At 35.3% G+C, this 11,540-nt stretch carries 10 protein-coding genes; 2 read left to right on the plus strand and 8 right to left on the minus strand.

The features are described 5' to 3' along the window. Positions 1 to 4 precede the first annotated feature (4 nt). The 7 genes from ACNRYB_RS14280 to ACNRYB_RS14310 form a co-directional block, all read right to left on the minus strand. Positions 5 to 451 (minus strand): GNAT family N-acetyltransferase, encoded by a 447-nt coding sequence (locus ACNRYB_RS14280; RefSeq protein WP_473727655.1) that lies wholly within the window; start codon positions 449 to 451, stop codon positions 5 to 7. A 347-nt stretch (positions 452 to 798) separates the two neighbouring features. Continuing rightward, positions 799 to 1,125, minus strand: coding sequence for a DMT family transporter (locus ACNRYB_RS14285; RefSeq protein ID WP_026728926.1), 327 nt, complete (start codon positions 1,123 to 1,125; stop codon positions 799 to 801). 73 nt (positions 1,126 to 1,198) lie between these two features. After that, entirely contained in the window at positions 1,199 to 1,759 is a 561-nt protein-coding gene (locus ACNRYB_RS14290; RefSeq protein WP_473727656.1) for a Crp/Fnr family transcriptional regulator, read from the minus strand. Positions 1,760 to 1,914: 155 nt separating this feature from the next. Beyond that, entirely contained in the window at positions 1,915 to 3,399 is a 1,485-nt protein-coding gene (locus ACNRYB_RS14295) for a TolC family protein (protein WP_473727657.1), read from the minus strand. Between the two features lie 192 nt (positions 3,400 to 3,591). Next, positions 3,592 to 6,714, minus strand: coding sequence for an efflux RND transporter permease subunit (locus ACNRYB_RS14300; RefSeq protein WP_473727658.1), 3,123 nt, complete (start codon positions 6,712 to 6,714; stop codon positions 3,592 to 3,594). Positions 6,715 to 6,764: 50 nt separating this feature from the next. Then, positions 6,765 to 7,859, minus strand: coding sequence for an efflux RND transporter periplasmic adaptor subunit (locus ACNRYB_RS14305; RefSeq protein ID WP_473727659.1), 1,095 nt, complete (start codon positions 7,857 to 7,859; stop codon positions 6,765 to 6,767). 218 nt (positions 7,860 to 8,077) lie between these two features. After that, positions 8,078 to 8,437: a hypothetical protein gene (locus ACNRYB_RS14310; RefSeq protein WP_129746771.1), complete on the minus strand. Its 360-nt coding sequence runs from the start codon at positions 8,435 to 8,437 to the stop codon at positions 8,078 to 8,080. Positions 8,438 to 8,775: 338 nt separating this feature from the next. Between ACNRYB_RS14310 and ACNRYB_RS14315 the strand changes: the two genes are divergently transcribed. Together ACNRYB_RS14315 and ACNRYB_RS14320 are read left to right on the plus strand one after the other, a co-directional pair. Next, positions 8,776 to 8,946: a hypothetical protein gene (locus ACNRYB_RS14315; protein WP_473727660.1), complete on the plus strand. Its 171-nt coding sequence runs from the start codon at positions 8,776 to 8,778 to the stop codon at positions 8,944 to 8,946. A gap of 2 nt (positions 8,947 to 8,948) precedes the next feature. Continuing rightward, on the plus strand, positions 8,949 to 9,617 hold the full coding sequence (locus ACNRYB_RS14320; RefSeq protein WP_473727661.1) for a hypothetical protein: 669 nt from the start codon (positions 8,949 to 8,951) through the stop codon (positions 9,615 to 9,617). A gap of 196 nt (positions 9,618 to 9,813) precedes the next feature. Here ACNRYB_RS14320 and ACNRYB_RS14325 read toward each other — a convergent pair whose 3' ends face one another. Further along, positions 9,814 to 11,538 (minus strand): tetratricopeptide repeat protein, encoded by a 1,725-nt coding sequence (locus ACNRYB_RS14325; protein WP_473727662.1) that lies wholly within the window; start codon positions 11,536 to 11,538, stop codon positions 9,814 to 9,816. Between the last annotated feature and the right edge of the window lie 2 nt (positions 11,539 to 11,540).

The following is an 11,540-nucleotide window of genomic DNA, read 5'->3' on the forward strand; positions in this document are numbered from 1 at the left end:
ATCGTTAAGCTCTTAGCATTCCAATATGCGGAATTCCGTCTTCATCGTAAACTTCTCCTTGTTCTACAAAACCTAACGATTGATAGAATTTGGATAAATGGTATTGCGCACTGATTCGGATATGATTTTTTCCAAATTTTTCTTCGCAGCCTGCAATCGAAGCTTCCATTAGTTTTACTCCTAAACCTAATCCACGGTGAGATCTTGCAATTACAACTCTTCCTATAGAAATTTCTTCATAAGAAACTCCTTTTGGAAGTAAGCGCGTTACACCCGCCAATTCGTTATCGACATAATACAATAAATGGAAACCTTTTTGATCTTTATTGTCTAAATCGAGATATGGGCAATTTTGTTCGACCACAAATACGTCGCTTCTCAAACGAAGCATATTGTACATTTCGTGATTGGTTAATTCGTCAAAAGATTTAATGGAATGGCTGAATGTCATTTTTAATTTTAGGCTTTAATTTTTGACAAAGATAATTGAGAGAATAATGATTAAAAATGCTATTTTTTTATCATGTGATGCTGGAATTGCATTAGTATGTGAAGTCGAAAACTTTGTCAAAGTTTAAAACTTTGACAAAGTTCAAGAAACAGTTTGTCATTCTGAGGAACGAAGAATCACACTAGTAACTCCGTATCGAATTTCTCCAATCTTTGTCGAATCCCGCGTGTGATTCTTAGTTCCTCAGAATGACAAGATTGTGGAAAATGCGATGTTTTTAAAAACAAAAAACTTTGACAAAGTTCAAAACTTTGACAAAGTTATATTTCAATTCGTAAAATATATTTTTAGTGCGAAACTGCTTTTAAACCAACAATAGAACCAACTAAAGTAGCTAAGAAAAACAATCTCCAGAAAGCTGCAGGTTCTTTAAAAACAAAAATACCGACTAAAACCGTTCCAACAGCGCCAATTCCAGTCCAAACAGCATAAGCAGTTCCTAAAGGAAGCGTTTCTGTAGCTTTCATTAATAAAAGCATACTTACTGTTAATGATATAAAGAAACCAATATACCAATAGTACATTTCGGTTCCTGTGGTTGCTTTTGCTTTTCCTAGACATGAGGCGAAAGCTACTTCAAATAAGCCTGCGATGATCAAAATAATCCAGTTCATATAGTTAAAATTTTGTGATGCAAAGTTCTCTTATGGAATTCAGAAAAAAATTAACAAATGATAAAAAATGAAGTTATTTTAATTCTGCTCGAATTCTGCTTAAACTGACTTGTGTAATTCCCAAATAAGAGGCAATATGTCCTAATTGAACTCTTTGTAGCAGTTCGGGATGATCTTTCATTAATTCTAAATAGCGTTCAGAAGCATTTTTGAATTGTTTAGAAATCAAACGTTCTTCGGTTTTTATGAGTTCTTTTTCAGCAAATTTTCTTCCCCAATTAGCTATGTGAACGTCTTCGCTGAAGAGCTTTCTTAAGTTTTCCGTTTTGAGTTCGTACAACTCGCAGTCTTCCAAAAGTTCGATAGTTTCATATCCGGGTTGGTCTTCAACATAACTTTTCATCGAAATGACGGTTTCGCCTTCTTTTCCAAACCAAAAAGTAACTTCATTATCTCGTTCTATAAAAGCTCTAACCAGTCCTTTTTTTATAAAATAAATATTCGGTTCTATTTTATTGGCTTTTAGCAAAATATGTCCTTTAGAAAACTCTATTTCTGTAACATTGTTTTGCAAAGCGAACTTAGATTGCTCAGGAAGTTGGTGTATGTGATCAAGAATTTTGGAAATATCCATCAACGGAATTTTAGTATTTTGGAATAAAGGTAAAAAGTAAACAGTAAAATGAGTGTTTGTTTTAAAAAAAAATCCCATTTCAAAAGAAATGGGATATAAAATAGCCTCTGCGATGAGCTATTATAAACAGAAGCCATTTTTGACCAACATATAAACTAATTTATTCCTCCGCCTAAAGCTTTGTAAAGCAATACTTGTGAGTTTGCATTTCGAAGCTGGATATCAACAAAATCCAATTCGGCTTGCAATTTATTTTTTTGCGCATTGATGATTTCCAGATAATTGGCATAACCGCTCAAATACAAATCGTTTGAGACATTTACTGCAATTTCGAGATGATCAATTTCGTTTAGTTTGTATTTTAAAACATCTTCGTAAGCTTCATTTCTATGCAGTAAAGCACTTAACTCGTTAAAAGCGGTTGTTACGGCATTTTGATATTGAAGAAATGAGATTTCCTGTCTTTTATTGGAAACATAAAATTCTTGTTTGATTTGTCCTTTGTTAAAAACAGGAGCCGTTAATCCGCCCAATAATTGCCAAGCGAAAGAACCTGCATCAAAAAGGGTGTTGAATGAAAACGAATTGAAACCTGCATAACCGCCTAGATTTACAGTCGGAAAAAACGCAGCACGAGCCGATTTTGCATCAGCATTGCTGGCAAGCAATTCAAAGTAAGCTTCAGATACGTCTGGTCTTTTATGAATGATAGAATCTACGCTTATTTTTTGGTTTAAAACTTCTAAATGTCCCGCTAGAAAGTCGCTACTTCTGTCAACTTTTCCACCATATTCACCTAAAAGTGTCAATAAAGCTTTTTCAGTCTGATCGATGCTTAATTTTAATTCTGAAGCTTCGGCATGAATGTTATTGTTTTGTGCATTAAACTGTTGTACAGCCAATTCTGTTGCTTTTCCAACTGATCTTTGTGCCGAAACAATATCTAGTGCTTTTTCTTGCGTTTTTAAGTTGTTATCGTAAATCGCAGCTTGTTTGTCTAAAGCAATCAATTTGAAATAAAGATCTGCAATATCGCCCAACAGACGCGTTTGCAACAGACGCATTCCTTGCTGTGAAGCAAAAAATCGCTGTTGCGCCGCTTTTTTTCGATTGCTTAATTTTCCCCAAATGTCAGCTTCCCAAGAAACTTTTGCTCCCAGAAAAAAGTTAGGAGTAACATCTTCATTGATTCTTTGCTTATCTGAAATATTCTGAGAAAAGTTAGTATCAAAGTTCCCAACGCCTTCCATCGTATATTTTCCGTAGTGTGTTCCAGAAGCATCTGCCACAAAATCTAAAGAGGGAAGAAGCGCCAGTTTTGCCACTTTTAAATGCGAATTGGCAATCAGGATTCTTTCTTGCATGATTAAATAATCAGGATTCTTGGCAATGGCTTTCTTTAATAAAGCTTCTAATTTTGGATCTTTAAAAAAGGTTTCTGTTTTTAATGGAATAAAAGTTTCGCTTGATGCTTCTTTTCTTTGTGCATCAAAATTCTCTGGAAGTTTTGCAGCCTCTAGTTTGTTACTGACTTTTGGTGCAGAACAAGCCGTTAAAAGTAAAATCCCGGTTATTATAACGGCACTTTTGGTTGTCCTTATCACATCAGTATTTTTATATTGATTTAATATGTTTTTCATTGTTTAATTTTATTTGTTCTATCTGCTAAGCATTTTTCAATCGTATTAATTAGTTTAGATTAATCTGTGTAAATCTGCTTTAATCTGTATTAATCTGCGTGAAAAAATCTATGCACAAAAAATGTTTCACGCAGATTTTAAAAGATTGTTGCAGATCAAATTAGATTTATTTACTCGATTTTGCTCAACGAATTAATTGTTTGACTTACTCATTCGTTTTTCCAATTTTGCAAACAGTATGTAAAGTCCAGGAATGATTAAAAGTCCAAATATAGTTCCGATTAACATTCCGCCTGCAGCTGCTGTACCAATCGAACGGTTACCAATTGCACCTGCACCAGAAGCGATACACAACGGAATTAATCCTGAAATGAAAGCAAACGAGGTCATTAAAATAGGTCTGAAACGAAGTCTTGCTCCTTCAATTGCTGCTTCGACAATATCACGTCCGAGTTTGTTTTGCGCCATGGCGAATTCGACAATCAAAATGGCATTTTTGGCGAGCAGACCAATCAGCATGACGAGTGCTACTTGCGCGTAAATGTTATTATCCAGTCCGACCATTACAAGTGCAATATAAGAACCGAAAACTCCAACTGGAAGGCTTAAAAGTACTGGGAACGGAAGCAATAAACTTTCGTATTGAGCAGCAAGCAATAAGTATACAAAAAGTATACAAAGCGCAAAAATGTATATGGTTTGGTTACCAGACAAAATCTCTTCACGCGTCATACCTGACCATTCCACTTCAAAACGGCTTGGCAGTTTTTCTGCGGCAATTCTTTCAACAGCAGCAATGGCATCTCCAGAACTGTAACCTTCGGCTGGTTCACCGTTAATCATAGCCGACATGTACATGTTGTAACGCGTTAAAACTTCTGGTCCGTAAACTCTTTCTAATTTAATGAAAGTAGAAAACGGAACCATTTCGCCTGCATCATTTTTCAAATACATATCCAAAATACTTTCTGGATTTTGACGGAATTGCGGACTTGCCTGAACCATCACTTTATACATTTGAGAGAAACGGATAAAATTGGTTGCATAAAAAGAACCTAACATGGTTTGCAAAGTACTCATGGCATTGTCTACTGAAATTCCTTTTTTAGCCGCAAGATCATAATCAATATGAATTAAATATTGCGGGAAAGTAGCATCAAAACTCGAGAAAGAGTTCTGAATTTCTGGCGAAGCATTTAATTCTTTAATGAATTCTTTCGTTACTTTATCGGTATTGGTAATACTTCCTCCAGATTTATCCAGCAAACGAAGCTCAAAACCACTCGTATTACCAAAACCAGGAACGGTTGGCGGTGCAAAGATTTCAATTTGGGCGTCGGTAATGTTTTTGGTTTTTTCGGTAAGTTCTGCCATGAATTCCGTAACCGAAATATCACGTTCGCTCCAGTCTTTTAAGTTGATCATTCCCATTCCGTAAGAAGCTCCCGCGATTTCGGTTACAATACTGTATCCCGCAAGAGTTGTTACGTTGTCTACACCTTTAATTCCTTGGGCAATTTTAGTTACTTCGTCCAAAGCTTTTTCTGTACGTTCTACCGTTGCTCCTTGTGGCGTTGTAACACTTACGTAAACCATTCCTTGATCTTCAGTTGGGATGAATCCTGACGCTAAGAATTTGGTTGTTCCCCAAGTTAATACGCAAAAAAGCACTAATAAACCAACGGTTACAGTGTTGCGATCAGCGAATTTCACTAATACTTTGATGTATTTTGAGGTAATGTTGTCAAACCAATGATTGAATCTATGGAAGAAACGGTCTAATAATGATTTTTTCTCTTTGTTAGGATCATGCGCTTTTAGCATAATCGCACAAAGGGCAGGAGTAAGCGTAAGGGCGTTAATACCCGAAATTACAATACTAATTGCCATTGTCAATGAGAACTGCCTGTAGAAAACTCCAACAGGACCACTCAAGAAAGCAACAGGAATAAATACCGCGGCCATTACAATGGTAATTGCAATAACGGCACCTGTAATTTCTTTCATCGCGCTAATGGTCGCATCCATTGGCGACATATGTTCTTCGGAGATTTTTACGTGAACGGCTTCGACAACGACAATGGCGTTATCGACCACAATTCCAATGGAAAGTACCAAAGCGAAAAGCGTCAATAAGTTGATCGAGAATCCCATCATCGACATAAAGGTAAACGAACCAATAAGCGCCACAGGTACTGCCAGTACAGGAATCAAAGTCGATCTCCAATCCTGAAGGAAAAGGAAAACGACGAACGCTACTAAAATAAAAGCTTCAACCAAAGTTCTTAATACTTCATGAATCGAAGCGTCAAGGAAACGTGAAACGTCGTAGGCAATATTAAATTCCATTCCAGGAGGAAAAGAAGAGGCTTTCAATTCAGCCATTTTTTCTTTTACGCTGGCAATAACTTCAGAAGCGTTTGAACCTGGACGTTGTTTTAGCATGATTGAGGCAGAAGGTTTTCCGTCGGTTTTAGAAACCATTCCGTAACTCATCGCGCCAAATTCGATTTTCGAAATGTCTTTCAATCTTAAGATAGTTCCGTCTGAATTGGCTCTCAACGGAATTTCTTCGTATTGTTTAGGTTCAAAGAACTTTCCGCCGTACTTAATTACATATTGCAGCTGATTGTTCATCTGTCCTGAACCTTCACCCACTTTACCTGGCGCGGCAGAAATATTTTGTTTTTGAAGCGAAGCAATCACTTCATTTGCCGAAATGTTATACGAAAGCATCTTTTGTGGATCTAGCCAAACACGCATCGAATATTCTTTCTGCCCCATGATTTCGGCACGCCCGACACCATCAATACGTTTTAATTCCTGAAGAATATTAATATCGGTAAAGTTGAAGATAAACTGCTCATCCTGAGTTTTGTCGGTACTCGTAATGTTCAAGTACATCAACATACTGTTTACCTCTTTTTCGGTCGTAACTCCGGCACGGATAACCTCTTCTGGAAGTTCATCCAAAATAGTAGTTACACGGTTCTGCACGTTTACGGCAGCCAGATCGGGATCGGTTCCTACTTCAAAGAAAACCTGAATTAAAGTTAAACCATCGTTGGAAGTTACGGTTGACATATACGTCATTCCGGGAACTCCATTTATGGCTCTTTCTAACGGAAGGGCGACGGCATTGGCCGAAACTTCTGCGTTTGCTCCTGTATATTTTGCTGTAACGGTTACAGACGGTGGTACAATGTCTGGGAATTGGGTAATAGGAAGCTGAAACAACGCCAGCAATCCTAGAAGGACTATCATAACCGAGATGATTAATGACAATATTTTCCTCCTGATAAATAGCTCTATCATTTTGAATGTTTTAGATAAATAATTAAATAACTGTTTTACAAGTCGATAACCTACATTTGTTTCATGTTGATTTTATCGCCGTCTCTCAATGATTGTGTACCTTCTTGCACGATTAGGTCGTCGCTTTTTAGACCTTCGTTTAAGATATAAACATCATCTAGAGTCGTTTCAATTGTAACATTCGTCATTTTAACTACTCCATCTTTGTTCACGCGGAAAACGTATTGTTTGTCCTGAATAGAAAAAACAGCTTTCTGCGGAATTAAAATTGCATTGGTTTTTGGTTCTGAAATAATTAGTTTTCCAGAAGTTCCGTGTTTGATAAATCCTTGCGGATTATGAAATTTTGCTTTGTATTGAATAGAACCAGTCTGTCTGTCGATTTCTCCATCGGCCGTTCTTAATTCTCCTTTTTGATCGTAAACTTGCCCATTTGGTAATACCAATTTGATATCACCTTGCGTGTTTAAAGTTTTGTCTTCCATCATTTGGAAATAGGTATTCTCAGGAATTGAGAAATAAGCGTAAACATCATCCAATTGAGAAACCGTTGTCAGTAACGAACCGTTTTCAACTAAACTTCCTTCTTTGAACGGAATACGGTCAATCGTTCCGTCAAATGGAGCGCGAATTGTGGTAAAACTAATCTGTTGGTTGATTGCTTTTCTTTCAGCAATCGCGTGTGCTACTTTCGCGGAAGCGGCTTCATACTTTGCTTTAGATAATTCTAATTCTTTATCTGCAATTACTTTTTTATTGAAAAGGGTTTGAGCCTGTTCCAATTCTACAGTTGCAATTCTTAAATCTGCTTTTGCACTTTTGTAAACGGCTTCGGCTTTTAGAAGCTGAATCTGAAGTTCAACATCGCTTATTTTGAAAAGGATTTGCCCTTTTTTTACTTTTTGTCCTTCGCTAGCGTAAACTTTGTCTAGTAAACCCGGAATACGAACGTGAATTTCTACATTGTTTTTAGCATGTACATCGGCAACAAATTTGCTCGAAACTATGGTGTCTTTTAGAGTTACCTTATAAACAGGAACTGTTTTTATGTTGTTTAAATCTTTTTTTGCTTTATCTCCGCACGAGACTAAAACGAATAAAGCCAAGGTGCATAAAAGGAATGGATTTTTATAAATGCTCATCATTAGGTTTAAATTTTTGAATAAATAGATGTACTCCCTTGATACTAATATATCGGGAGTCTGAATTTGGATTTTGAAAATAATAAGGCGTACAGATGCTTCTCTTTTTGAAAAAGTACCGTTTTAGAGAAATGTTTTTATAGCAATATCAGCTCAATCACATACGTAAATGAGGTATTGTTCCAGAATACTAGAATATAAAAACGACGAAATTTTGCAGCCTAGAAAAGTTGGTACAAATGAAGATGGGGATGCCTTTCGATATGGTATATTGAAGCTATACCATAGATTAAGCTTTCTTTATAAAGCTTGAAATTAACCAAATTGCTGAAATACGGAGCTTTGATCGTACTTTGTTCTAAAGTAGTCGCTCTGCATTTCATTTTCTTTTTGAGCTTATAATGAACTTCTAAATTTTTAGAAGAAGAAAAGTCGGAAGAAAAAATCTGCGTGTCGTCTGCGGCAACGCTATCTAAAGTAATACAGCTGCTGAAAGTATAAATCGGCGAATACGTTTCGGTGCCTCTGAAAAAACAAAGCAACGAAAGTAGAACGATATATATGAACTTAGTGGGTTTCATACAACTACAGCAGGAATTACAATTTTGGTCCTTAAAAAGTGGGGTTAATTATTCTTTAAAGTGCGCCAAATATAGTAATTTGAAAAATAAGGTTTCTTAAAATTATTCTAAAAACTATGAGATTTAAAAATTTGATAATAATTGGGGTTGGTTTTTAGAGGGTTGATTATTTTTGTTTCGCTATAAGTTATTATGTAAATGATTTATGCTTAATGTATTTTGAAAAAGCTGATATTTAAGTAGTAGATTTTAGATTTAAAATTAATAAATCTCTATACTTGTATTCATTTTAAAGTTAGAGACTTTCTAGATGCTTTTGTTTTTTAAAAGCGTTTAAGGTGGCGCAAAGTCAGAGACATTTGCGCAACGTTAGCAGGGAAGACTTCGGAGAGCTGGGGGCTTATACTTGGCAACTTAATACTATTGGTGCTCCAGTAAATATTCCAGCATATGATTCTTATAGAATCGAAGTTGGACTTTGGAATAAATTATTAAATGGATTTAATTAATTATGAATAAACTTTATATAGCAGTTATAGTTGTAATTTGTTTAGCATTTACACAAAACAGAAATGATTTTGATTTTAAAATATTAAATAAATCTCTAAAAGCAGGTGATTCTATAATGTTCGATATTAAAAATAATACGAAGGAAAGCTATTGTTTCTTAATTGATATTTCATTCTCTTGTGTAGAATATCCAGAATATTATTATAAGAATTCTTTTTTTTCACCTAGGATTGAATTGTACAATAAAGACAATATGCAAGTGAATGAATTAATATTTACAAATAACGGTTCAACTGATTTTAGTAAAGATGAAAAATCAAATGGTTTCAATAAGATTTTAGGGATTAGTAGAAGTATATGTGGGAATTTAAAATTATTTACAATTAAACCTAATGAAATATTACATTTTAAAATTCCGTTAAGTTTTGTTAACTATTTAGACGATAATACTTTTAAATATTATGTGTTAAAACGAAATGAGTATTATTTACAAATAAATTATTTACAAGGAGAAAAATTTATTAATGAAAGATTGTCTAAAGAAAAACGAGATTCTATTTCTAATAAAGGAATAAAGTTTTTTAATGGTCAATTAAAATCAAATAGGGTTAAATTAAAAATTAATGTGGAAGAGTATAATACTGCTTTATTAAAATTAAAAAAAAATTAAGTTGGTTTATAAATTTTAGTAACGTTGAAAATGTATAAAGTTTAGTAATATAAACATATCGGGCTCTCGATCTGCAAAGAGTTCTAAAACTGAAAAGCTGCGCAAATGTCTCTAGACTTTGCGCACTTTTTGTCTTAGAATTTCTAAACGTAATAAAAGTCTTCGGCTTTTTACGATGACATCTTAAAAAGTAAAATCACTCCACAATACTAGAAGAATCCTTAATCTCAAAATCAGCATATTGCCAAGCAGTATCAAAAGAGGTTTTAATTTGTAAAGCCTCTTTTTCTTTTTTCTGTAGCGTTAGAGCATTATAAAGTCCGATTAAGGCGAAGCCATTTTTTGGAAGCGTTTGTAAATCTTGTCTGTAGATTTTTTCAGCTTCGGCATATTTTCCAGCTTTTAGTAAAACAGTTCCTAAATAATGTCTAACGGAGAAAAACCAATCTGGCGGTTCGTTGTAGTTTAATTGATCTTCAATTGCTATTGCTTTGTTTAAAAGAACAATCGCTTTATCCAGATTATTCTTTTTTGCTTCAACTCCTGCTGAAAGAACATTGGCAGAAATCTGAACAAGATCATACGTGGTATTGATATTCCAAATGGTAACTTCTTTTAAGGTTTTGTCTTTGGCTAATTGGTTCAGAGAAGCAAGCTGTTTTTCGGCATTGGCAATATCATTTTTTCCGAGATATGCCATTCCTCTGGCATAATGCCAAATCGCATTCGGATATACGAGATCTTTTTCAGGTTGCCGAATCGCCATTATTTGATCCCACATCGAAAATTTTACTGCGATATAATACGGAATACTATAATAATGCTGTAAAGTTCCCCAACCAGCTACACGCATGATTGTGGGAGACATATGCTGCTGTAATATCTGTGCCGATTCCCAAGCTAATTTTGAATTTCCTTCTAAAGCCGCTGTAGCCACTAAAAAATGATAATTATGCGGATAATAGGCGAGAGGATAAGCGCCTTGTGCATTGCAGGCAGTGGAATACAAACTATCAATTTTAACCGCTTCGATGTTGGAAAGCGTGCCTTGATGGTAATCTCCTGTGCGAATGTAAATATGAGAAGGCATATGTACCAAATGTCCCGATCCCGGAACTAGAGTTTCTAGTAATTTAGCACTTTTGAGTCCGTTTTCTGGATGTGAAGATGCTTCTACGGCATGAACTAAAAAGTGATGCGCGCCAGGATGTTTAGGATTTTTTTTGATCAATTCATTTAAAACAGCAAGTATTTCTGGAGTCCATTTTTTAGGTATTCCAGTGCCTTTTTCATACAAATCCCACGGATGGAGATTCATTTGAGATTCCGCGTAAAGCGCACCAATATCTGGATCTGAAGGAAACTGAGTATATACTTTTTTCATTGCTTCGGCATACGCTATGTCAAGCGGTTTTCTATCTGCAGGAGGATTTTTAGCATAACGCACTAATAATGCATCAATCATAGCGATTTCTTTAGGAGAACACTTGGCAGAAAGTTTTTTAGCTTTTTGAGCTGCGTCATAAGCACGCTGAAAATTATCTTCTTCCATTCCGGCGTTGTAATTTGGACCTAAAACATAAGCAAAACTCCAATAGGCCATAGCGCAATTCGGATCTAAACGTGAAGCTTCAAAAAATGATCTTGCTGCTTCGGCATGATTAAATCCGTACGTCAACATCATTCCTTGGTTGAAATATTCCTGTGCTTCGGGATTATTGGTTGTAATTTTAAAATTTATACCCTCAAGGCCTTTAAACTTTGGCGCTTTTTTGTTTTGGGTGTACCAATCTTTATCGTTCGTTTTCGGAATGTAACAGCCTTGTGTGGCATTAATTTTAACAGATTTGGGCTCTGTGTTTTTATCTTTACAACCAACCAAAAGAAGAAAAACACCAATTAGGAAGTAATTATATTTCATCG

Source organism: Flavobacterium sp. CR10, from assembly GCF_055814415.1.

What these genes read in the sequence shown, in the direction of transcription:
- ACNRYB_RS14280 (WP_473727655.1), bottom strand. Translation starts at nt 451, where the DNA reads ATGACATTCAGCCATTCCATTAAATCTTTTGACGAATTAACCAATCAC.
- ACNRYB_RS14285 (WP_026728926.1), bottom strand. Translation starts at nt 1,125, where the DNA reads ATGAACTGGATTATTTTGATCATCGCAGGCTTATTTGAAGTAGCTTTC.
- ACNRYB_RS14290 (WP_473727656.1), bottom strand. Translation starts at nt 1,759, where the DNA reads ATGGATATTTCCAAAATTCTTGATCACATACACCAACTTCCTGAGCAA.
- ACNRYB_RS14295 (WP_473727657.1), bottom strand. Translation starts at nt 3,399, where the DNA reads ATGAAAAACATATTAAATCAATATAAAAATACTGATGTGATAAGGACA.
- ACNRYB_RS14300 (WP_473727658.1), bottom strand. Translation starts at nt 6,714, where the DNA reads ATGATAGAGCTATTTATCAGGAGGAAAATATTGTCATTAATCATCTCG.
- ACNRYB_RS14305 (WP_473727659.1), bottom strand. Translation starts at nt 7,859, where the DNA reads ATGATGAGCATTTATAAAAATCCATTCCTTTTATGCACCTTGGCTTTA.
- ACNRYB_RS14310 (WP_129746771.1), bottom strand. Translation starts at nt 8,437, where the DNA reads ATGAAACCCACTAAGTTCATATATATCGTTCTACTTTCGTTGCTTTGT.
- ACNRYB_RS14320 (WP_473727661.1), top strand. Translation starts at nt 8,949, where the DNA reads ATGAATAAACTTTATATAGCAGTTATAGTTGTAATTTGTTTAGCATTT.
- ACNRYB_RS14325 (WP_473727662.1), bottom strand. Translation starts at nt 11,538, where the DNA reads ATGAAATATAATTACTTCCTAATTGGTGTTTTTCTTCTTTTGGTTGGT.